The sequence below is a fragment of the Pedobacter riviphilus genome (assembly GCF_014692875.1).
In the GTDB taxonomy this organism is placed as follows: Bacteria; Bacteroidota; Bacteroidia; order Sphingobacteriales; family Sphingobacteriaceae; genus Pedobacter; species Pedobacter riviphilus.
Window position 1 is genome coordinate 3,163,936 of the sequence record NZ_CP061171.1, and the last position, 21,806, is coordinate 3,185,741.

Annotated in this window: 20 protein-coding genes; 10 read left to right on the top strand and 10 right to left on the bottom strand. The window is 42.0% G+C overall.

Going from position 1 to position 21,806, the window contains the following annotated elements:
- Window positions 1-2: 2 nt before the first annotated feature.
- Together H9N25_RS12970 and H9N25_RS12975 are read left to right on the top strand one after the other, a co-directional pair.
- The gene (locus H9N25_RS12970; protein WP_190326153.1) at window positions 3-428 is read left to right on the top strand and encodes a MauE/DoxX family redox-associated membrane protein; all 426 of its coding nucleotides are present in this window, start codon (window positions 3-5) and stop codon (window positions 426-428) included.
- 118 nt (window positions 429-546) lie between these two features.
- The gene (locus tag H9N25_RS12975; RefSeq protein WP_190326154.1) at window positions 547-870 is read left to right on the top strand and encodes a hypothetical protein; all 324 of its coding nucleotides are present in this window, start codon (window positions 547-549) and stop codon (window positions 868-870) included.
- A 39-nt stretch (window positions 871-909) separates the two neighbouring features.
- On the opposite strand, the gene H9N25_RS12980 is transcribed toward H9N25_RS12975, so the two are convergent.
- From H9N25_RS12980 to H9N25_RS13015, 8 genes are all read right to left on the bottom strand, one after another.
- Entirely contained in the window at window positions 910-2,262 is a 1,353-nt protein-coding gene (locus tag H9N25_RS12980; protein WP_190326155.1) for a RagB/SusD family nutrient uptake outer membrane protein, read from the bottom strand.
- Between the two features lie 11 nt (window positions 2,263-2,273).
- On the bottom strand, window positions 2,274-5,471 hold the full coding sequence (locus H9N25_RS12985; RefSeq protein WP_190326156.1) for a SusC/RagA family TonB-linked outer membrane protein: 3,198 nt from the start codon (window positions 5,469-5,471) through the stop codon (window positions 2,274-2,276).
- The gene (locus H9N25_RS12990) at window positions 5,468-6,793 is read right to left on the bottom strand and encodes a TlpA family protein disulfide reductase (protein WP_190326157.1); all 1,326 of its coding nucleotides are present in this window, start codon (window positions 6,791-6,793) and stop codon (window positions 5,468-5,470) included. The genes H9N25_RS12985 and H9N25_RS12990 overlap by 4 nt, the downstream gene beginning before the upstream one ends.
- Window positions 6,794-6,843: 50 nt before the next feature.
- Window positions 6,844-7,113: a hypothetical protein gene (locus tag H9N25_RS12995; protein WP_190326158.1), complete on the bottom strand. Its 270-nt coding sequence runs from the start codon at window positions 7,111-7,113 to the stop codon at window positions 6,844-6,846.
- 1,816 nt (window positions 7,114-8,929) lie between these two features.
- Window positions 8,930-9,874, bottom strand: a complete 945-nt coding sequence (locus H9N25_RS13000) for a nitrilase family protein (protein ID WP_190326159.1) — start codon at window positions 9,872-9,874, stop codon at window positions 8,930-8,932.
- A gap of 100 nt (window positions 9,875-9,974) precedes the next feature.
- Window positions 9,975-10,781: a helix-turn-helix domain-containing protein gene (locus H9N25_RS13005; protein WP_330221035.1), complete on the bottom strand. Its 807-nt coding sequence runs from the start codon at window positions 10,779-10,781 to the stop codon at window positions 9,975-9,977.
- Between the two features lie 148 nt (window positions 10,782-10,929).
- Window positions 10,930-11,361: a nuclear transport factor 2 family protein gene (locus tag H9N25_RS13010; RefSeq protein ID WP_190326161.1), complete on the bottom strand. Its 432-nt coding sequence runs from the start codon at window positions 11,359-11,361 to the stop codon at window positions 10,930-10,932.
- Window positions 11,362-11,426: 65 nt separating this feature from the next.
- Window positions 11,427-11,828 carry a nuclear transport factor 2 family protein gene (locus H9N25_RS13015; protein WP_223833373.1) on the bottom strand — a complete coding sequence of 134 codons (402 nt, stop codon included), beginning with the start codon at window positions 11,826-11,828 and terminating at the stop codon, window positions 11,427-11,429.
- Window positions 11,829-11,972: 144 nt separating this feature from the next.
- On the opposite strand from H9N25_RS13015, the gene H9N25_RS13020 reads away from it, so the two are divergent.
- The 8 genes from H9N25_RS13020 to H9N25_RS13055 all read left to right on the top strand — a co-directional run bounded on the left by H9N25_RS13020 (window position 11,973) and on the right by H9N25_RS13055 (window position 18,744).
- Window positions 11,973-12,986: a helix-turn-helix transcriptional regulator gene (locus H9N25_RS13020; protein WP_190326162.1), complete on the top strand. Its 1,014-nt coding sequence runs from the start codon at window positions 11,973-11,975 to the stop codon at window positions 12,984-12,986.
- 205 nt (window positions 12,987-13,191) lie between these two features.
- A complete protein-coding gene (locus H9N25_RS13025; protein ID WP_190326163.1) occupies window positions 13,192-14,214 on the top strand; it encodes a sensor histidine kinase in 1,023 nt (340 codons plus the stop codon).
- A complete protein-coding gene (locus tag H9N25_RS13030; protein ID WP_190326164.1) occupies window positions 14,211-14,987 on the top strand; it encodes a LytR/AlgR family response regulator transcription factor in 777 nt (258 codons plus the stop codon). The genes H9N25_RS13025 and H9N25_RS13030 overlap by 4 nt, the downstream gene beginning before the upstream one ends.
- A 110-nt stretch (window positions 14,988-15,097) precedes the next feature.
- A complete protein-coding gene (locus H9N25_RS13035) occupies window positions 15,098-15,931 on the top strand; it encodes a sterol desaturase family protein (protein WP_190326165.1) in 834 nt (277 codons plus the stop codon).
- Between the two features lie 26 nt (window positions 15,932-15,957).
- A complete protein-coding gene (locus H9N25_RS13040; RefSeq protein ID WP_190326166.1) occupies window positions 15,958-16,176 on the top strand; it encodes a hypothetical protein in 219 nt (72 codons plus the stop codon).
- 43 nt (window positions 16,177-16,219) lie between these two features.
- A complete protein-coding gene (locus H9N25_RS13045; protein ID WP_190326167.1) occupies window positions 16,220-16,609 on the top strand; it encodes a hypothetical protein in 390 nt (129 codons plus the stop codon).
- Between the two features lies 1 nt (window position 16,610).
- Window positions 16,611-17,654 (top strand): alpha/beta hydrolase family protein, encoded by a 1,044-nt coding sequence (locus tag H9N25_RS13050; RefSeq protein WP_190326168.1) that lies wholly within the window; start codon window positions 16,611-16,613, stop codon window positions 17,652-17,654.
- 4 nt (window positions 17,655-17,658) lie between these two features.
- Window positions 17,659-18,744 carry a serine hydrolase domain-containing protein gene (locus tag H9N25_RS13055; protein ID WP_190326169.1) on the top strand — a complete coding sequence of 362 codons (1,086 nt, stop codon included), beginning with the start codon at window positions 17,659-17,661 and terminating at the stop codon, window positions 18,742-18,744.
- Window positions 18,745-19,023: 279 nt separating this feature from the next.
- Here H9N25_RS13055 and H9N25_RS13060 read toward each other — a convergent pair whose 3' ends face one another.
- Both H9N25_RS13060 and H9N25_RS13065 read right to left on the bottom strand, forming a co-directional pair.
- A complete protein-coding gene (locus H9N25_RS13060) occupies window positions 19,024-20,277 on the bottom strand; it encodes a DUF2264 domain-containing protein (RefSeq protein WP_190326170.1) in 1,254 nt (417 codons plus the stop codon).
- A 16-nt stretch (window positions 20,278-20,293) separates the two neighbouring features.
- Entirely contained in the window at window positions 20,294-21,652 is a 1,359-nt protein-coding gene (locus H9N25_RS13065; protein WP_190326171.1) for a glycoside hydrolase family 88/105 protein, read from the bottom strand.
- Window positions 21,653-21,806 lie beyond the last annotated feature (154 nt).

The window sequence follows — 21,806 nt, forward strand, 5'->3', positions numbered from 1 at the left end:
CCATGAAGGCAATTTTTAAATCCACGGTTCCTCCCCTGCTCGTACTGCTGTTTGTATACGCTGCATTCAGTAAACTCTTTACTTTTTCAGCTTTTGACCAGCAGCTCCACAACCAGGCCTTTCCCGGCTGGCTTGCAGATTTTCTACTGTATTTTTTGATCCCAGCAGAACTTGTTACCGCACTCCTGCTATGTTTCAAAAGGACCGTACTCGTTGGTCTGCTGGTTTCAACTGTACTTCTGCTCGCCTTTACCGCCTACATCGCACTGGTGTTGGCAGACTATTTCAGCAAGGAGCCCTGTAGCTGCGGCGGCGTATTAAAATGGCTCGGATGGAAGTCGCACCTCATTTTTAACCTCGTATTCACCGCATTAACGATAACTAGCTTAACTATTCATCTAAAGCAGGAGGTTCGTGACAACGAGTAACCAGCATAAACGGATACTGGTCCTATCCAATACAGAAAAATCAACCGATCGAAAGACCACCGAACCAGATCGACTTCATTTATCCTCCCTAAACGGAGATTATTTAAAACTAAATACCATGCTAAAAAAATTAAACCTTGGCCTTGTAGCCCTCGTATTGGGGTTCGGCCTAACCATTACTACAAGTGCATTTAAACCAGCCAAAACAGACATCCAGTGGAATTTTATTGGCGATCAGCTATCTGAAGCTACAGACGGCCACCAGTATTCTACTACCATGAGCCCGCCTACCAGCTGTAATTCGGGCACTGCAGTACCTTGTTACCTGACTACACCCGAAACGGTTGATACGCAGGACAAGCTGAACCAGTACATCGAGGATACCTACGGCGACGATGCAGCCGCTGTAAGGGATGCTGCTCCGGCCAAACGCGCACTGTAAGTGAACGAGGGCTTGGTTAAATTTACCAGGCCCTTTGTTTTACCGCTCATTCTGGGGCATGCCCGTTAGTGCAATGATATCTTCAGGCAGCGGCAGCGCATACCGCTTATCATTTGGTGTTAAGGTATAAACAGTTCCCCCTATTGTGCGCTTCAGCACGATACTTCCACCATCGGCATTCAATCGTTTAATATCCATCCACCTCATCCCCCTCATTACCAGTTCCTTTCTCCTTTCGGTCAACACCATATCCAGTGCGGTAGTTTTGTCACTCGCTGCCAGGGGCACAAATGTTCCGGCTTTAAACCTAGCCACCAAAAGCTTGTTCAGCGTCTGTATGCCAAGGGCCGTTTTTCCGTTCCTTACCTGGCACTCGGCAAGGGTGAGGAACATTTCATCAGTAGCTAGTCCGAAAAAAAGTGCGGGCTGGAAATAGGTACCTTTAAAATAATAAGCACCCCCACTCTGTAAATAAAATACCTGCTTTCTCAAATCATCAGTATGGTAGGATTGCAAAAGCTCGGGAACAATCTTGGCCCTGGTGCTGGTTACAATTGTTGAAGGTGGAACAAACGTGTTAAAAACCACTTCAGGATTAAACAGCGCTATAGGATAGCGGTCGGCAACATTAAGTTTATTATAATCCAGAAGCACCCCATTGATCCGCAGGCAGGAATCAGCGTAATTTTCAGCGGCCTGGTAATCGCCCATATATAAAAAGGCACGCGCCAAAAGCCCATAGGCACTCGCTTTTGATGGCCTGGTGGCACTTAATGCTCTGTCCGGCAAAAGCGGCACCGCTGCTTTTAGATCAGAAAGTACCTTTTGGTAACCTTCCTGTACGGTCGCCCTGGTAGAAGGCGTATTGAAATCGGCACTTGGGCGCAGCGGAATACCGAGGTCTGCTGCTGAAGATACCTGGTAAGCCTTTGCCCAGACGCCGAGCCCCTGCAAAAAGCATTTGGCGCGGTATACCAGTGCCTGTCCTTTTACATTGTTGAATTTGACGTCCCTTTCAATCGTTGAGGCTTCCATTCCCTCCAATACTGCATTACAGGAATATACGGCTTTGTACAGATAGGCCCACTCGTTGCTTCCAGGTTCAAAAAGATTATCCTTTTGCCAACTGTACATCCTGCGCTCATATTCGCTTGGCAGGGCCGCAAGGTCGGCATCGGTAAGGTAATAATCATCAGCCGATATTTCCGCTGAAATCAGATCGTTAGCGGTCAGCACGCCGAAATTGTCCATCAGCGCCTGGAAATCGCCCAGGGCTGAGGGGATGACTAGCCGCTGATCGGGTTTTTCATCCAAAAGCTGCTTACAGCCTGAAATCCCAATACACAAAATAGCCAGCAATAGCCAATATCCAAAATAGTATCTCTTTTTCATCATCATAAATTTTAAAGGCCTGCCCTTAAGCCGAAAGCAATGGTCTGCCCCGGGGGTAAGTTAAAGCTACTGGTTACATATTCAGGGTCGAGGTGATGTTTGTTCGCCCTGTAAATTATACCGGCGTTGGCCAGGTTGGCAAATACGTTTAATGTTTTTAAACCGATCTTTTTTGCAAGGGACTTATCGAAAGCATAATCAAGGTTGATGTACTGAATGCGGATATGGTCGCCCCTATCAATCAGTACTTCAGCAGAGCGGTAGAACGATTCCCTGCTGCTGGAAACCGGATAGGGCATTGAGGGTACCTGGGTAAAAGCCTCATCGCCCGGGGCTTTCCAACGGTTACTAAAATCGGCATGCCCACTACCGCTGGCAAACAGACTGGTATAATCAATACCCTTACGCCTGAAATAATAATCAAACTTAAAGCTGAGCGCTACTGAAAGGGTAAAGCCTTTAAAGCCAAAATCGTTTACCATATTACCGAAATAACGTGGCAGCGCAGACCCGTAAAATACCAGGTCAGCAAGTTTGGTACTGCTGATGATACTGCTGTATGCCTTGCTCGGCTGGCCGTTCAAAAAGCCCAACGGGTCGCCCGTTGCCCCATCAAGGCCCGCCCAGCGGTAAGAGAAAATGGAGTATACCGGCAAGCCCTCTACACCCGATACCGTGGCATTAGACTGCAAAAAATTGCTCCCCTGTACCGATGGCAGGTAATACTTCGCTACTTTATCCCTGTACACCGAAAGGTTAAGCGTGGAACTCCAGGTAAAATCGCCCTGAAGGATTCTTGCATTCAGTTGCAGATCGAAACCGTTCCCTTTTATTTCGGCAACATTGCGTAATACCGTGGTTCCTACTCCGGTGGTATAATCAATCGGGTACACCCCGAACAGATCAGAAGCATGTTTCCTGTAATACTCCACACTGCCCGAAAGCCTCCCTTTCAGCATAATAAAATCCAGGCCCACATTCAGCATCCTTACCGATTCCCACCTCAGATCGGGGTTGGCATATTTGTCAAAAATGGCATAGGGCGATTGCGTATAAGGCGAATTTACCTGATAACGGATGGTATTCACCCCGCTCATGGATGGATCGGCATTGCCACTGAAACCCAGAGTAGACCTTACTTTCAGCTGGTCTACAAAACCAAATTTAAAAAAAGGCATCCTTGAAATATCCCAGGCCAGGCCTACCGACCATAGCGGTTTCCATTTATCGTTTGTCGCGACACCAAAAAGGTTAGAGGCATCAGCCCTGGCACTGGCCGAAAGCGTATAGGCATCCCGAAAGGTATAAGCCAGGTTTACAAACTGCGAAAAATAATTATTGGCCGATTGGCTCAGGCCGTTACCATCAGGAATATAGGCTGCACTTCCGGTAACCGAGTTGGGAAAAGTGCGGGTATAATCAACCTGCCCTGTGTTGAGCTTGTCGGTATCCAAACCATACATCCTGCCCGATACCCCTGTTGATTGTGCCTTCCTCCACTCTACCCCAACTAAACCATCAAGCCGGTGCGAAGCCCATGCCCGGTTAAAATCAAGCTGCCCCCTGTACTGTTCCGATCTCAGCCGCCCCTCGTTCCTGTCCAGGATGGCACCTAATGGAACAGGATAACTTACTACCCCACCAGCACCTACCTGCGCAAAACTGTTAATCAGGTTCCGGGTGTAATAACTTCCCATCTGCTGCAAAATTTCCCTGGTGGTCCGCTGCTCTTCAATATTGTATTTAAGCGATGCCTTAAAACCCAGCGGCAGTTTATAATTAAGGTCGAAATTGGCCATCAGATCCGTAAGCCTGGTTACATTATCGGTGTATTGAGGATCTAACAGCGGATAATACGACCAATCTAACAGTTGCGCTACCGCTGGCGAGGCAAGATAGGTAGCCCTGTAATTCTTGGTAATAGACAAAGGGTTTCCATTGGCATCGGCAAAAGCAGCATAAGGATAGAGTGTAGATGTACTCAATATCCCGCCAATGCCAGGCTGCCCTGCTGTAACCTTACCACCCGTATAACTGAACACCGTATTTAAATTCAGGTTGCGCAACAACGTAAAACTGTTGCTCAGTCTCAGGTTCTGCCTTGCATTAACACCATCCAGGTTATCTATGTTTCTGTTATAGCCTGAAGAAACCAGCCAGGAATGCTTTTCACTCCCGCCCGATAGCGAGAGCACGTATTGCTGGTTAACCCCGCTTTTGTACACATACCGGTCAAAATCATCATAAACATCGTGCGCGGCAAAGCCTGCCTTGGCCAGTGCCAGATCAGCATCAGACAGCTTGCCCGAGGCATTCAAAATCAGCAGCTCAACAAAAGGGGTTAAAGCAGGTTTCTGGGTAGAATTGATCAGGCTGGTATAATAGCCCTTACCATATAAAAACTGCTCCACATCCAATGCATCGGCTGATGAAATGCGCTGCTCGTACCGCAGATCAGGCTTTTGCACAAAAGCCAAACTGGCTGAAAAGCTTACCGAAAACGGCGCATTCCTTTTGCCTTTTTTGGTGGTAATTACAATCACACCATTTCCGGCGCGGGTGCCCCAAATGGAAGCTGCCGCGGCATCCTTTAAAATGGTTATGCTCTCCACGTCTTCAGGGTTGATATTGGCCAGATCACCGGCATATGGAAAATCATCAAGCACAATCAGCGGGTCCCTAGGCCCACGGATGGTGCTGGTACCACGGATAGAAAACTTGCCCGTAGCCGAGGTACTCCTGTCATAGGTAAGCCCGTTGCCAATGGCCTCTAACCTATCGAGTATGTTTTTCCCCACCTGCTGGTCCAGCCTCGCCTTATCCAGTTTATCAAACGATCCAGTGGCCCGCGTTCTGTCCAATACCTGGTAGCCCGTGCTTACTGTTACATCGCTCAGCTGGTTATCGGCCGGCAGTAGCCTGACCATAAATGCCTTTGTTAAGGGGATATTTACTGTAGTACCATAGGTTTTAAAACCCACCGCACTGGCCAGAAAACGGTAAGTACCAACAGGCAGACTAACTGAAAACATACCCTTGGCATCCGTTTGGGTTTTACGTACCAGCCCATCAGCCCCTGTCAGCTCGATATTTGCCGGAACGGCAATACTATCGGCAGCACTTAAAATTTTGCCGCTAAAGCCTTCCTGCCCAAAGGCTATTATCGGGCAGAGCCCGATCAATAAGATTAGTATATGTATATTCCTCATTTTAATTGTTTAATTGTTTGGTTTGCCTGATCGCTGATCACCATCATGGTCATTTTTTTCTTCGCTGGCTGCAGGCGCAGCCCGTACAACTGAAGCCCAGCATTTACCTCCTGCAGGTTACCCATTAAAGGGATGCTGATGGATATACGTTCGTTGGTCCCAGTTTTGTTGATGATTGGCACACTGTTCCAGTCCAGGTTTTCTAAATGATCGACAAGTGCTTCAACCGGAACATTTTTTAAGTTCAATACCCCTTGCTGGCCAGCGCCTTTATCCAGATTTTCGACACCACCATTGTTTAAAGCAGTACGTGCGGTAACGTAACGCTCCAGCACCAGGACCTTGTTTTTTTCGGTTTTAAAAGTAGCCGTATAAGGCGAGTAGGTATTCAGGTCATCCAGCATCATGGGGTATAATTTGCCCGATAACCGTTCGGGTACTACAAACTCATAATTGTAACTATCGCGCAAGAAACCCGATGAATCGGCGCCTACATACCTGATCTGTTTATCAGAAAAGCGCTGGCCCAGTGCGCGCTGCAGCACCCTGCCAATTGTACCGTAAAGGCTGAAAAAATCGGTATTGGTAAAGGCACGCCCCAGCAGCAAGCCAGAAGTTTTAGCCTTTCGAAACTGTGTACCGCTGGCCAGGCCCGATACCCGGCCCTTAATTAACAGGCTGTACCGAACCAGGCCTTCAGTAGGAAAATCTGCCGAACTGAATAAAGGCAGCGCCGGATCGATGTTCTTTTTATTAACGAAAGTACCACTCTCTCCCGCCATAGCCTGCAACAGTTTCGCCTCCTCCAGTTCTTCCTCACCTGTTATGGCCAGCACTTTCCCATCCCTGCCGATCCATACATAATGGGGTACGGTACGGTGCGGAAAAATTTTATTTAGCAGCGTATCTGCTACAACGGCAGTAAAAGCTTCGCCATGTTCGTTTTTCCTTTTTAACAAGAACGTGGTTGCCCTGGCTACAGGTTCGTTATTCACCAGGATCACCTGCAGATCGTTCTGATATTTCTGTTGCAGCATTTTCATTTTCGGGAAACTGGCGATACAGGGCGAACACCAGGTGGCCCAGAAATCCAGGATGAGCAGTTTGCCCTTAAAAGCAGAAAGCGGGAAGACTGCCAAATTCTGACCTGCCCCATGAAGACCGGAAACATTCCTTATCAGTACATCCGGCACCTGCTGACCGATAGAAATCCCCCGATGACCCGCAGACGCAGCCACACTGGTAACAGCTATATTTTTATCCTGCCCATACACCCAAAAAAATGGGCATAACAATAGCAGGAAGCATATTTTAAGCTTCATTTTGATTGATTTAAACGTAAAAAAATTAGAAATTGAAAGTAAAGGCTAACTCAAATCTTCACTCCCTCAACCTTACCCTCCTCCATCAGTGTCTGCACCGCCACAATCAGTTCGATCAGGCCATCAAACACCTCACTAACCTCCTGCTCACTGATATCCAAATCCAGAAAACCAGCTTTATCATTCAGCGCATACCCCTGAAACACCTCCAGCAAAACCAGCTTTATTTTATCGACGCTATAGTGATCATAAAATAATTCCAGCACCTGTTGAGCTGTTTTCAAAGAAGGGCTTCCAGGATTATAATCAGATAAAGTCATAAATTGATGGTTAGAGAAAAGTGTCAGTTGATTAAAGCAAAAGCAAAGTTTGAATACTTTACAGTAACATTTGGCAACTGGATTTCAGCAGTGATCGAAAAAATCTTAGCTGCCAAGGTAGCCTTATTCTGGACCTTTAATAATATTTTTGATAGGGTTTTGGAGCGAAGGTGAAATAAAATTAATCTCAGAATTTGTAACCAAGCTCACATTGCCATCAATACAACAGAAACACGTCAAATCATCAGGGCCTGGTTTCACTCCGCCTATTTTCCGCTGTACCTGCCCGGACCCATACTTATTTTTAATAACCAGTCTTTGCCTGCTACCACCTACAGGCCAAATGCTCCATACCGCCAATGAGCTATACAAAAAAGCCCAACAGAGAAAAAAAAGCGGCAAATAACTACTATCGGTCTTCATATATGCAGAGTTAAAAATTCTAAACTAAAAATTGATCAAAGGCAGTCGCCCAAAGTACCCAATTGTGGAAGAGGCTAAGCGGCAGAAAAACTCCCTCCCTGGCCTAAAAATCCAGGCGTACAAATCCCGTTACGGCAAAGCCGTTTATTTTTTCAAACACAAAAAAACGAGAAAGGATGAGCAAACAACGCCCCAATAAACCAGCGCCCAAGCCCCAAGCAAACAAAAAATGAGGCAGGCCATCATTATTAAGAACCTATTTTATTTTCGACCATAAAGGCCAACCTGCCCCATCCAAAAAAAACTATTCAGGATTCTTTGGCTTCAAGGCATAAAGCCGGTCAAACGGACAAGTCAATAAGGACTGATATAGAAATGCTTGAAAATGGCAAACCATTAAAACAAAATACTGGAGCGTAGTCGCATCGGGCAGCATCAACCAGTTAATCGAATTTATTTTTTGTTTGCTCATAATCGTAATCGTATGTTATGAGTCCTGGCGGAGAGAGAAAAAGTGGGCTTCCCAAACCATAACCTCATAATGTTTCTCACGCCTTACGTTGAAATGGAATTACAGCAGAAGCCCAATCTTATTTTGGAAAGCTAAAAATAGCAATTCCGCTATAAGAAATGGGATAAAATCTGCTGTCCTGCTCCAACGGCGTGAGATTTGAGGTTGCAAGACTCTTAATTTTACCTTACTGGTTTTATTTTTTATTACGTAAATGTAAATAAAAAAAAGCTAAACGTCAAGTAATTACATGACAATTTAAATAAAACATCAAAAAACACTGCCAACTATATTTTTTAGCAATAAAATGATAAGTGAGAGAGAGAATGTAAGGGGTGGGCACATTGTTTTGCTTGCTCCTGTCTGACTGCACCCCAATATTCATTTTGAGCATAAATGGGATTGCTGCACAATAGTAGCACGCTATTACCAAAGTAGCAATCAATTATATTGTGAATGATATGATTTACAGCAGAGTCTTGACGTCTTTCCAATCGCAACTTTGATTTTAGAATTCTTTACCTAGCTTTATTGATAGAAAAGTTCACTCAATAACTTACAGTCACCTTTAGCAATTTTTATTGTACCACCAGGTACCCGAATACAAAAGGAGCTGTTCGACCTTTTCGGACAGCCCCTTTTTTTGCCGATAAAATTCTGAAGCATGAATCTTTACAAAATCAATAAATGATGTTCCAATTTGTTCAAAAACTTAATGAACCGTATTTAAGTCGGTTTTAAGGATTTGAAAATAACATAAAACAAAAAAGCAGCTCTTTTAAGTACTGCTTTAGATTCCTAACCGGGTAATTCTCGCCCCAGATCATCACTTCTTTGACCAAATTAACTGACTTAGCCAACCATATTTACCTATAATACGATTTATTTTAGCCATGAAACTTTATGCTCACTTTTATGGTTTTTACCTATAATAGCGGCATATAGTGCCGGTTTTCTGGCCATGATGTATCTTGAGCCGCCCGCATCGGTAAGTTTTTGGGGATCTAGTTCTGCAATTGCAGTTTCATCATCTAAAGACGTGCATTCTGCTATTACCTCGCCAAAGGGATCTAAAATCATCGAACAACCATTTTTTAACTGATCGTCGTCCATTCCGATAGGATTTGAAAAAACGGCATAAACAGCATTATCGTATGCTCTTGCGGGCAACCACTTCATTAACCATTTCCGGCCTTTATCGCCATTAAATTCTTCTTTCAGTAACCGGGCGTTCGCATTTTTATCCTTCCACAGGCTGGCATCAACAAAGCCCGCTCCGGGCCTGCTTGATGGTGTACACATGGTTACATGTGGCATAAAAATTACCTGTGCGCCTAAAAGCCTTGTTGCTCTTACATTCTCGATAATGTTGTTATCGTAGCAAATTAAAATTCCACATTTCCAGCCTAGCAATTCAAATACGGTATAGGCAGCGCCTGGTTTGATATAGGGGTTAATAAATGGGTGTAACTTACGGTGACTGGCGATTAAGCCATTACCATCTACACATACATATGCCTTATAGATTTCATCATTTTCATCTTTCTCAAACAGGCCTGCAAGAATAACAATTCCATATTTCTTTGCAAATCCTACCAGCGCAGCTACGCTTGGTCCGTTTGGTATGCGCTCGCTAAGCGCTAACATTTGCGCGTAGCTCAGGTGCCTGGCAAAGGTATAACCTGTAATGGAACATTCATGGAAACTGATAACATCAGCACCGGCCTTTGCAGCCTGCTCGGCAAGCTGCTCAATCATTTTAAGATTATATTCCTTATCGCCACTTCTGTTTTCAAACTGTGCAGTAGCTATTTTTATTTTTTTCATCACACAAAATTATTCCCTGGCCGGCAACAATGATTGGAAAATTCCGACAAGCGTATACATATGACTAAAAAGCGATAGGGCTGGAAATAAACATCTGTTCCTAAAACTGCATAAAATTAATGGCCAGTTTATTTACTTTTAATTGGTACTCCATGGGTGTAATACCTGTCATTGTTTTGAAATAGTTATGGAGGTGAGCTTGGTCATAATAACCCGCTTGATAAACCGCAGCAGTTAGTTTGCGCGCTGGAGAAAGCGCGCTGAAGATTTTTAAAAAGTGCTGGAACCGGATTATATTCATGAACTTTTTGGGTGAAACACCAATCTGCCTACGATAGTGCCTTTCCAGTTGCCGTTCACTCACTTGTAGTTCTTTTAACAAGTTTTCCATTTTGATAAGCCCCTGATGCCTGTTGATGAGTTCAAGGCTTAAAAGTAGATCATGGTTTAAACCGCTGCTCTTTTGGAAACGTTCAAGGAGAAAACTTTCGAGGGTGTTTATTACTTCGTGAAGGTTTTTACTTTTAGCCATCTTTCGTTCAAACGGGATTACATCAGGCCCGAAGAGATCAGTGGGAAGAAATATGCCATCATTTAGCTCATCGGCAGGCATCCCAAATAACAAATGGAGTGCAAATGGACGCAATACAACAACCAACAAAGCCATTTGACCCTGAATTTTAAGATCTCTATAAACAGACATTTGGCCATAGATAAACATTGATGGCAATTGTTGCCCAAATAGATAATCACTAGTGCTGATCAGCATATTCTCGGTCAGCGGAATAACGATGCCCGGTTGCCCATCAGAAAACAAACGATAGGTTATGCCACCCACCTCATTGGCATCTAATAATAAATAATGCCTGAGAAATGGCATTAGCTTTTTACCCGGTTCAAACTGCATTTGACTTATAATCTACACCAATAAGTTTATTCTACCTATTTTGTAAAGGTAACGGGATTGAGCCATATTTTTATCCCTACGGGAAAGTTTCTGCAGGCTCAAAATCCATTCCGTAGTTTGCTGTTTATAAGAGACGGGGCGGCATGCTTCAGGCACGGGAGATGCCGGAAATATCTAAAGCCCTTACCAAACCAAAAGTATCTTCCAATAGCCTGTATTTAACAATCAACCCATCAACAACGGTTATCTCTGTAAAAAATAGCGATTTATAAACTTTCGCTGTTTTTACCATCCGCGTTACAAAATTTCCCGAACTAATTACTACATTTCCAACAACAGCGATATGATCAATCGATGCAGAAATGGCTGCTGTATTTTGCCATAGCAGTTCAAAAAATTCCCGAACCTGATTACCGGTTTTTCGGGTTCCCAACCAGGGCGCGATTGTTTCGTCTCCGGGAACATACCAATCAAGCTCTTCCGGAAACATTTCCATTATCTTTTCGATGTTACGTTCACCCAGTGCAGCATAATAGCGCAATACTACATCGAGGGGACGGTAAGATTCAGTTGCTTTCATATATTTTAGTATTACAACATCATAGGCCGGACAGTACGAAATAGTCTGTCCGGCATTTAAGTGATTTAATTTTTCCAGAAGCCATCCTCCTGCACCTGGTCGGCAGAAAAAATCTCTACATTACATATTTTACCATTCTCAACGGTGTAAATATCGATATTGTAAACGTCGAGTTTTTCTCCAGAGGGTTTCTCTGCTATCCAGTGTAACAGACATGCCACCCGGTTGCCATTTAAGCTAATAGAATGATAAGCATCTAACTGTAATGTGTTACCAGAAAGCTCGAACATTTTACCTACCATTCCGAATACCTCTTGCTGTGAACGCTTTAGGCCAGAGATTTCGTTGTTGCCGGGCTGCGACCAGTTTACCCCTGGAGATAACAGTTGGCCAATTTTTTCAAGATCGATCGCTTTGACCGAAGTCAAAAATTCTATCACTGTTTGTTTTGACTGATTTTCCATCATATTTTTTTTATTAGTTTCTGACCCAAAGTTCGCAGGTTGAACCGGAGTTAAGATTACCATTACACGACATTGAATTATCTTTTTCCGCCAAATTATTTTTATTCTCTACGATATTGATATTTTAGCTTTACGTATTTATCTATTATGGAAGACCAGGTTAAAAATTTCGTATTAAGGCTAATTGGTTACGCAGTTCAAAGAGACATATCGGCAGAAAAACTTCTACGTGCCTCAAACATCACCTTAGATGAACTCACCGTATTAAAAAAGCCACTTACGGCTAAACAGATTGATGATGTTTGGTTTAATGCCGTGGCTATAAGTAGAGATAACTTGTTTGGTCTTCATTTAGGTGAATCTTTACAGATACAGGCATTGGGAATTGTTGGAGAAATAATAAAAACAAGCAGAACAGTGGGTGAAGCGGTAACTAATGCTGCTCCCCTGGCCCATATCATCTCGGCATCGATAGAACTTAGCATTTTTAGGGATGACCATCATTTTTCGATAACATTTGTACCGGCCAGCGGGGATTGGGCCCAGCATACAGCCGAAATACAAGCCGTTGACCTTTTGATGGTTCTGGTTATACACGAACTTGACGGGTTACTGTTTAAGAAACTGTACCCAAGTTCGGTCAGCTTCGCCAGATTGCTGGATAACCCTGGTGAATATGAGCGCGTTTTGCGCTGCAGGCCGGATGAAAATGCAAAAACCACCCAAATTTCATTTGATATTGCCTATTGGGATGAAAGAATTATAAGATCAAAACACGAACATCAGCAGGTTTTGCTTTTGGAAGAAGGCCTTTGTCAAAATACGCATGTAACTGACCGGGCATTAAAAAAGCGTATCTACAATTACATACGCTCTAACTCCTACCTAAAAATGGTTACCCTCGAAGATATTGCCGGTAATTTTAATCTCAGCCCGCGCACGCTCCAGCGTAAATTAAAAAATGAGGAGATCAATTTTCAGCAGCTGGCTGATGAAGCCCGTAAAAACCTTGCTTTAATGTATTTGAAAGATGATTCGCTTCAGATAAAAGAAATAGCGACCATGCTTGGTTACAATGAAGTAAGCGCATTTATACGTGCCTTTAAACGATGGACAGGAACAGCACCCGCTCATTTTCAAAAAAAAAAGCATCTCCTGTAGATACCTTAGAGAGGCCGTTATGGTGAATTATGCCTTAGACTAGCAACGGCATGGTACTTCACTTATTGATATTGACCGATACCCTGAACCTTTGCCATGGCAGAACACAATAAGGACAAGCATATTTTGGTCAACTGGCCCCTGAATCTGTCAGCTTCACCCTGGTTAAAAACAGTTTGATGTATTTTTTTCATATGTTTAAACGATGGATAAAAATGAGCGTCGAATTTCCTGGTACAGTTCGCTGTTGATAGCCTTATTGGTTAATACACCGAAGCTGCTGGCGTTACGCGAGAAAGGAATTGTTGCGCAATACTGGCATTTTAATCCCTTTGAACTGCTGTACCAGTTTTTGTTCAATCTGTTTTTCTGCGGATTAATATTCCATTTAAACCTGACCCCATCTTCAAAGCTTTACATTTACCGTGAAAGACATAAAACTGGCCTGTATGTTGCTTTAAATGTATTAATATTCCTTTTTGCTGTTTTTTTGGGAGGTGTGCTTCAAAACAAATTATTTTTATCGGCGCAATTGCCGAGGATTTACATAGTGGGCAACTTCGTGCGGTTATTTTTAAGTAGTATTTTAACTGGTATTCTGATTAAAATTATCTTGCTTGTCCGCGCTGCAAAAAACAAGGAAGTAGAAAACGAGCAGCTCAAAGTGGCTTATATGCAAACAGAACTGGAGCTTTTGAAAGAGCAGATGAACCCACATTTTTTGTTTAATTCTTTAAGTAGCCTTTCGGGTGTGATAAGGGAGAATCCGGCCCTGGCGCAAAAATATGTCCGCGATCTATCTACCGTTTTTCGCTACGCTTTAAATCCCTCCAAAAATAATCTGGTAACACTTGATGATGAATTAAAGATGTTAAAGGCATTTGCCCAGCTCGTTACCATGCGTTTAGAAAATGCTTTTAAAATGGAAATCAATATTCCGGATGAAGTATTGAATTATAAATTACCCCATTTAACTTTGCAACCTTTGTTAGAAAATGCCGTAAAACACAATGCTGCAACTTTTACAAAACCCTTAAATGTAAAACTTTATATATATGGTGATTTCCTTGTTCTTAGCAATAATCTCAACGAAATTCCGCGGCCTGAAAGCAGCAACGGAATGGGACTTGCAAATTTGAACGAACGCTTTAAGATTATGGTAAAAAAAGAGATCGAGATAAGCAAAAGCCAAAAAGAATTTCTGGTAAAAATCCCTTTAAAAGCATGAAGACCATCCGTACTGTTGTTATAGAAGATGAAGCTGTTACCGCGAGGAACCTCATTCATTTATTAGGAGAAATAGCGCATGATATTGATGTTGTCTCAACATTAAGTTCGGTTGAAGAGGCCATTAACTGGTTTACCGCCAACGAAAGCACCTACGATTTAATTTTTATGGATATCAGACTTGCCGATGGATTGTCATTCGATATCTTCAAACAGATCAACATTGATAAGCCTGTAATTTTTGTAACCGCATATAACGATTACGCCATCGCGGCTTTCAAAAATAATGGTATCGACTACATCTTAAAACCTTTTGACGAGGAAGAAATTGCCAATGCCGTAAACAAGTACAAAAGATGGATTGGTAGTGTTGAACCACAGGTATTGCCAGTGTTTGCAGATTTATTGGCACAGATTGGAAACCGCTCTAAATCTTATAAAAAGTCTTTTCTTATTCACTACCGTGATAAATTGATACCCGTAGAAACGGCTAAAATTTCGTGGTTTTATACCGCTAATGAAATTGTTTATGTCAGAACAATGGATGATAGGCAATACGTGATGGATTTTACCATAGAACAGCTGGAACAGCAGCTTGAGCCAGATTCTTTTTTCCGGGCTAACCGCCAGTTTATCATCAATCGTCAGGCGATAACTGAAGTTGAATTTTATTTCAACGGAAGATTGTTGGTTAAAGTAAAACCAATTGCAGAAACGCAAATTTTGATTAGCAAAGCCCGGGTACCCGAGTTTAAAAGATGGATGAACACTTAAATCATTTCGCCCCTTTGTTTTTCAGCTTCACCTGTTTTTAGGCCACAGCAAAATTCATTTTTATTCAACTTTATCCTGTCTTAACAAGTCAGTATTTAATTTAAATGAAAATGAAAAACCACATTGGTCAATATCGCGTATACATCCTGTTATTCCTTTTTGTATTAATTGTTGCCGAAATTATCTGGAGCTGGAAGAAAGAAAAAGAAGCTTATAATGTTAAGGAAACTTTTGCTAACCTCCTTATTTTTGCAGGCTTTCAGTTTTCAAAATTCATATTTGCAGGTTATCAGTTAACGATCCTGGGCTTCTTTGCAAACCTGGCACCAATAAAACTGCCGCATAATGCCTTTGTTTTCGGGCTAACGTTTATCACCGCAGATTTTATTTATTATTGGTTTCATCGCATTTCGCATGTTTGGAAACCACTTTGGGCATTTCATTTAATTCATCATTCGGCCATGCACATGAATTTAACCGCAGCATATCGTCTTAACTGGTTTTCTGCAATTGTTAGCCCCTTGTTTTTTATCCCGGCTGCATTATTTGGTTTACCTACCGATTTTATTGTGATTTCTTATGCGCTTAATCTCTCTTACCAATTTTTTCTACACACGGAAGCAGTTGGAAAATTGGGCCTGATTGAGCAGGTGATGGATACGCCGTCATCCCATCGTGTTCATCACGGGAGCAACCCGATTTACATCGATAAAAATTTTGGTGGGGTATTTATTATCTGGGATAAACTATTTGCTACTTATCAACCTGAAACAGAAAAAGTACGTTACGGTTTAACAACAGGCTTTTTAAGTTATAATCCATTCCGCCTGGTGGCTCAAGGTTTTATCAACTGGTTTAAACCGAAAAGTTCAAGTCCACTAAATAACAGTTCAACCCCACATCTTTCTGTTTCAACCGAAAAGCAAGAACATGCACTAAATTAATTTGTCTATTTAATAAAAAACACATCATGAAAAAATTTATTTTAATTATCGGTATTGCGTTTTCAAGTGTATTACTTGCAAATGCCCAAAGAAAAATAGCTGTGTATACACCGGCCAAAAAAATTATAGTGCATCATCGCCCGATACTTGTAAAACCTGTTGCCAGCGTTGTTGTAGTAAAACCCGCACCGGTTGTGGTGGTAAAACCTGTTTTCAGGAGGAGAGTAGTGGTTGTTCATCACTAATCTTATGCAATTTTCATATTTTTAAATCAGTAGAAACCCAATCATGAAAGTCCCTAAAATTATAAATCGCTTTGCCGCTATATCGGTGTTATTAATATGCGGCTCAAGCTCAGCGTTTTCCCAAAACAAAGAGAATAATTTCAAGAATAAAACACCCGAAGAGCGTGCTAAATTTCAAACAGAAATGATGAAAAGCAAACTCAATCTCAATGCTGAACAGCAAAGTAAAATTGAAGGAATAAACTTAAACTATGCTAAAAAGTTCGAGCCAATTATAAAAAGCAGCGATAGTAAAATAAGCCGGTTTAAGCAAGCAATGTCTTTACAGAAAGCTAAAGATGAGGAGTTAAAAAAGGTGTTTACGGCTAGCCAATATAAGCAGTATGAGAAGTTTCAAGAAGAGTTAAAAGGTAAGCTAAAAGATAAAATTTAACATGAAAAAGTTACTCAGATTTTGCTTTTTACTACTCGTTTTATCAGGTTGTTCTAAAGGCGGAGATTCGCCATCAACCGAACCGGTAGATGATGATTTAGATGGTCCTATTTCCCGTCCGGTTTCCGGTTACGGAGCAGATGGAAACTTTAAGGTTGCAGAGATTAATTTTGCAAACCCCACCTATTCCGGAACCAATGTAACCATCTTTTACCCTGCCGGAATTACCACCCCAAGGGGAACCATTTTCTATTCACATCCTTATGGAGGAGAAGATAAAAATTATGCTAGAGGCCTTTTCGAGTTCATTGCAAAAAAGGGATTTGTAGTTGTTTTTGTTCCTTACCCAACAACTGGAGTAAGCATTGATGATAGATATAACACACTTTGGGCAGGATTTTTAAAAGCCGCAACAGATTATCCAAATCTTATCGATAAAACCCGTGTAGGTTTTATGGGGCATTCTTTTGGCGGAGGTGCCTCAATTGCCCTTGCTTATAAAGCCTTTACCGATTATGGCTGGGGACAAAATGCTCGTTTTCTTTTCACTATGGCACCTTGGTACAGCTATCAGATTACCAACGCGCAACTTCAGAATTTTCCGGCCAATACAAAAATGATTGCCCAAGTTTATGATGAAGATACTGTTAACGACCATCGCTTAGCGATAGATGTATTCAAAAACATCAGTATTTCAAATGCAGAAAAAGATTTTATCTATATCAAATCGGCCACAATTGCAGGTTATACTTACCACACAGAACACACCATGCCAAATACCCGAACAGCGTTTGATGCCTATGATTATTATGGCATTTACCGTTTGCTCGATGCCATGATGGATTATAGTTTTAATGGTAACCAGGCTGCCAAAAACGTTGCTTTAGGAAATGGTTCGGCTGAACAAATAACCATGCCGGGCTATAAAAATGAAACCTTGCCAACACTGGAAGTGAGTGATAATCCTGTGCCGAAGTATGCGCAAAGCCGTTACGAATTTCAGTGCGGCAATATTGTTAACCCCAGAATTGGAAATTGTAATTAAACAGATGAAGAAGTTGATTTTTATTATTTCGATTTTATTTTATTGCGGAAATTTAAGCGCACAAAATTTTTCTAAAATCGATAACTGGCTCCAGGACCACGCCGATGTGATGGGCGGTAGAGTTTACCTGGTACTCTATAAAGACGGGAAAATTGTTTACAGCAAAGGAGTAAGCAAGCTTTCTGCAAAACAGAAAGTGGTAGGAAAAATCTTAGCGAAGAGACAAGGTAACACTGCCGATTTCAGCGATTACACGGCTACAACGAGGCAACAAATTGCCAGTTGCAGTAAATGGCTCAGCGCTGCTCTGGTTATGACTTTTGTTGATGAGCACAAGCTGAAACTTAGCGATACGGTAGGAAAATACCTTCCGGTGTTGTCTAAATCGGGCAAAGGAAATATTACCATTAGCGAATGTTTATCACATATGACCGGCATAAATTCGCCTGGTTTAAAAGAGAGTTTAAGCGATATGCGCCAAACCAACAGCATGGATGAGGCCATCCAAATGATTGCTGATTTGCCTATGGAGGGCGAACATGGAAAGGTTTTTCGATACAGCAATACTGGATTACAAATAGCTGGGGCAGTAATTGAAAAAATTAGCGGCAAAAGTTTCGAAACCTTATTTTCGGAAAGGATTGCTCAGCCTTTAGATATGAAAAATACCGATTTTGGGAAAGGTAAAGTTGCATTGCCTGCTGGTGGAGCAAGCAGTACACCAAACGATTACATGAATTTCCTCATCATGATTGTGAATAAAGGCCTGTTTAATGGCAAAAGAATTCTATCAGAAAATAGCGTAAACCAAATGCAAATTAACCGGGTAAACGCAGAGGTTAACAAAGCTTACGCACCCACTGAGGCAGGGAATTTTGGTTATGGTTATGGAGAATGGGTAATGGAAAACAGTACAGCCGGCAAACCAAGCAATTCAGTAACCAGCCCGGGCCTATTTGGCAGTTTCCCCTGGATTGATAATCAAAAAAAATCTGCTGGTTTTTTGATGGCTTTTTACCTTAATAACAAAGGCAGACATGAATATTATATAGAGTTGAAGAAATTAGTTGATGAAGCCTTAGCGTATTAAATGCACGTTGATGACGGCATGTTCTTTTTAACCGTGAACCTGATTACTCTTCATTGCCCTGTAATTTGGCAAAAGTGAGGCTGTATCATAAATTTTATTTCCAATCGAATTTGTCACATTGAGCTTGCCGATGCATCATATAGTATAAAGTTTTTCTCAACATTTAAACAGGCTCATCGACAGGCTCAAGATGACAACTATATTTATAATACAGCCTCTTTTAACAGATAATTGCAAAACAAGCTCGCATACAATTAAAATTAATTTATTTTCATTTAATTATTTACCTGCTGAGTGATCTTTTAAGAAAGCATTACCTGTCCAGGCTTTTTGAGCGGTCCAGGGGGCGGCCGTTGCTGTCCAAAACACATTATCAGCAGGCAGGCCTAAAGGTAAAAAACCCAATGTTGCCATATAAAGGCTGCCTGTACAGGTGTATGGATCGGCAATTTCTGGCTGGTGGCCATTAAACCCTAAAACCAACCAACCCTGTTCATCAAAATTCTGGTTACCCGCATACATATTTTCGAATACTTTGGTCAGCGCACAACGCACCTGTGCCGGGCTTAATTCTTTCGGTAGTTTTCCATCCAGCGCAATCTGCCCAAGGGTTTGAAAAGCAGCAGTACGGTAAGTTACACTTCTTCCCAGCGGCGGATATTCTCCTGTTGAAGAAATCATGCGTTCGGTAATCTGGGCATAACGTGCAGCCCGCTCAGTGGCCTTGGTTAACTGTAGCTCGCCCATCTTTTTCTTGGCTACCATTACCTTCAGAATGTCTATCATCATCGGATGGATAACATAAGAATTGTAATAATCGGTACTGAAGCTCGAGCCATCAGAATACCAACCATCTCCAACGTACCATTCGTTTAGTTTGTTAATGGCGGTCATGGTGCGGTATGGTTCATAGTCTTCACCAACGCTTAACAGCCATGCTTCTTCTATTGCTGTAAATAAGAGCCAGTTGTTATAAGCGCCAGTTCTGTTTCTTAACGATTTAATTTCGGCTATGTATCTTTTTTGGGTGGTTTCGTTTAGTGCTTTCCAAAGATTGGGCGCACGCAAAAAGCCCTGTACTACATATGCGGCATCTACAATGGGCTGTGCATCTGTTCTGAAATTGATATAATCAGCACTTAATGGATCAACAGCATTGCTTAAAGCCTGAATGGTTTCTGCTTTAAACTTTGCCCTTAGCTTTCCCTCTTCGGTCTCATCATCTGGCAGGCTTAACCAAGGGGCTATACCAGCAAAGGTACGGCCTAAAGCTTCTGTATACCCCACCTCCCTTACATTGTTATAGTAGTGTGGCGCCACCTCGGTAGCCATATTTTTTTTCAATGTATTGCCGGCCAGATTATGAATAACGGGATAGGCAATTTTGTATAAAGTTTTTACCCAGAATGCCCTGTCTTGTGCACCACTTGTTATTGCATTTACTTTCTTCTTCTTTCCAGTTTGTGCATGGGTAACTGCACTTGTGGTTAAAAATACAAAACCTATTAAAAAGGCATATTTAAAATTGTTCATGGTTAATTTTATCATTTTATTTGATGCTGATTTCGAAAAATTTACTGGCTCCGGCGGTAAGATCCTCATTAAGATATACCTCGGTTATTTTTTCATCTTTATAATTAACACCTAAAGGCACAATTTGGCCACTAGCAGCGTTTCTTGCTATTAATTGTTCGGGATTTTTTACTTTAACCTTTTTTATAATTTGCGGCCATGCAATTTTTATGGTCTGATTATTACTGGTTGAAGATCCATTGTATGCCTCGGCAATAATGTTTCTATCATGATTTGCCAGGTTTAAACGGAACAGCTCACTCCCTGCCAATAAAAAGGCACCAACACCGTAAACATCTGTATCGTCATATCCAACCTTATCTGGTGCTGCGCCTTGTGCCTGCACAAAACCCAGTTTGCCATCAGGATGAACAGAAGAGCTAAGCGCATCCCATGCTTTAGAAATTACCCCATTATATTTTTTGTAAGGGATGAGCCCGTTATTTACGCCCCAGGCCATTGCATAACAGATAAATCCGGTACCGCTGGTTTCTTTTGAAGCATAACTTTCGGGATCGAGCAAACTGGCATGCCAGCTTCCATCTGCCTGTTGCAGCGACGCTAACCGCTCAGCCATGCTCTTAAATAATTTCACTAATTTCTTACGCTCGGGGTGATTTTCGGGTGTTACCGATAAGAGGCGCACTAAGCCTCCCATTACCCATCCATTCCCCCTGCTCCAGAATACTTTTGTTCCATTTTTTTCCTTTTTGTCGAAGTAACGGCTATCGCGGTAAAAAAGATGCTCATCCTTATCGTATAAATAGGCCGTAGATTTCCACCATAATTGGATTGATTTATCCAGGTATCTGGCATCTCCGGTTGCCTGGCTTAAATAAGCCAGTGCCGGTGGCCCCATAAACAAGGCATCGCACCAGGCCCACTCTCGTGTATAAATACCATTTTTCCATTCCAGGCTTTCTGAATGTGGTAAAGAAACAATGGTATCGGCCAGGGCTTTAAACTTCCGGATATATTCGGGTCTTTTATAAATGGTATATAACTGCGAATAAAGCTGACCAACGCAATAATCGTCTGCGAAATACCGGTATCTTCCTGTTTCCCACTTGTTATCTTCACCCACCTGAATCAGCTTTTTATAATAACTATCGTTATCGGCCAGGCGCCCCCATGCCATCATTCCAGCATACATGGCGCCACTGGTCCAGTCTTTTTTCGGGTTTTTCCACCCGGCCGTTTCTAAATTTGTCCATTGCCAATCGGCAACCTTTTTCATCTGGCTAATGATCTCACTTGCCAGCAGCTGTTTTTTCTGCGCATTTACCTTTCCGAAAGCGAAAAGAACCAAGAGGAATAGAATTATTTGTTTCTGCATTTAATGATTGATTTTAATGATCTGATTAATAGCATCCTATCATTTATTGTTTATTTAAGATGTATGTAATGTACAATTCGCGTTATCTGCCGGTATGTAAAATTGTTTAATCAACTGAATATTATATGAGGAAAATTTTAAAGGAATAGTGTGA

Excerpts from the sequence above, each read along its gene's own strand:
- H9N25_RS12970 (WP_190326153.1), top strand. The coding sequence starts at position 3 with ATGAAGGCAATTTTTAAATCCACGGTTCCTCCCCTGCTCGTACTGCTG.
- H9N25_RS12975 (WP_190326154.1), top strand. The coding sequence starts at position 547 with ATGCTAAAAAAATTAAACCTTGGCCTTGTAGCCCTCGTATTGGGGTTC.
- H9N25_RS12980 (WP_190326155.1), bottom strand. The coding sequence starts at position 2,262 with ATGAAAAAGAGATACTATTTTGGATATTGGCTATTGCTGGCTATTTTG.
- H9N25_RS12985 (WP_190326156.1), bottom strand. The coding sequence starts at position 5,471 with ATGAGGAATATACATATACTAATCTTATTGATCGGGCTCTGCCCGATA.
- H9N25_RS12990 (WP_190326157.1), bottom strand. The coding sequence starts at position 6,793 with ATGAAGCTTAAAATATGCTTCCTGCTATTGTTATGCCCATTTTTTTGG.
- H9N25_RS12995 (WP_190326158.1), bottom strand. The coding sequence starts at position 7,113 with ATGACTTTATCTGATTATAATCCTGGAAGCCCTTCTTTGAAAACAGCT.
- H9N25_RS13000 (WP_190326159.1), bottom strand. The coding sequence starts at position 9,874 with ATGAAAAAAATAAAAATAGCTACTGCACAGTTTGAAAACAGAAGTGGC.
- H9N25_RS13005 (WP_330221035.1), bottom strand. The coding sequence starts at position 10,781 with ATGCAGTTTGAACCGGGTAAAAAGCTAATGCCATTTCTCAGGCATTAT.
- H9N25_RS13010 (WP_190326161.1), bottom strand. The coding sequence starts at position 11,361 with ATGAAAGCAACTGAATCTTACCGTCCCCTCGATGTAGTATTGCGCTAT.
- H9N25_RS13015 (WP_223833373.1), bottom strand. The coding sequence starts at position 11,828 with ATGATGGAAAATCAGTCAAAACAAACAGTGATAGAATTTTTGACTTCG.
- H9N25_RS13020 (WP_190326162.1), top strand. The coding sequence starts at position 11,973 with ATGGAAGACCAGGTTAAAAATTTCGTATTAAGGCTAATTGGTTACGCA.
- H9N25_RS13025 (WP_190326163.1), top strand. The coding sequence starts at position 13,192 with ATGGATAAAAATGAGCGTCGAATTTCCTGGTACAGTTCGCTGTTGATA.
- H9N25_RS13030 (WP_190326164.1), top strand. The coding sequence starts at position 14,211 with ATGAAGACCATCCGTACTGTTGTTATAGAAGATGAAGCTGTTACCGCG.
- H9N25_RS13035 (WP_190326165.1), top strand. The coding sequence starts at position 15,098 with ATGAAAAACCACATTGGTCAATATCGCGTATACATCCTGTTATTCCTT.
- H9N25_RS13040 (WP_190326166.1), top strand. The coding sequence starts at position 15,958 with ATGAAAAAATTTATTTTAATTATCGGTATTGCGTTTTCAAGTGTATTA.
- H9N25_RS13045 (WP_190326167.1), top strand. The coding sequence starts at position 16,220 with ATGAAAGTCCCTAAAATTATAAATCGCTTTGCCGCTATATCGGTGTTA.
- H9N25_RS13050 (WP_190326168.1), top strand. The coding sequence starts at position 16,611 with ATGAAAAAGTTACTCAGATTTTGCTTTTTACTACTCGTTTTATCAGGT.
- H9N25_RS13055 (WP_190326169.1), top strand. The coding sequence starts at position 17,659 with ATGAAGAAGTTGATTTTTATTATTTCGATTTTATTTTATTGCGGAAAT.
- H9N25_RS13060 (WP_190326170.1), bottom strand. The coding sequence starts at position 20,277 with ATGAACAATTTTAAATATGCCTTTTTAATAGGTTTTGTATTTTTAACC.
- H9N25_RS13065 (WP_190326171.1), bottom strand. The coding sequence starts at position 21,652 with ATGCAGAAACAAATAATTCTATTCCTCTTGGTTCTTTTCGCTTTCGGA.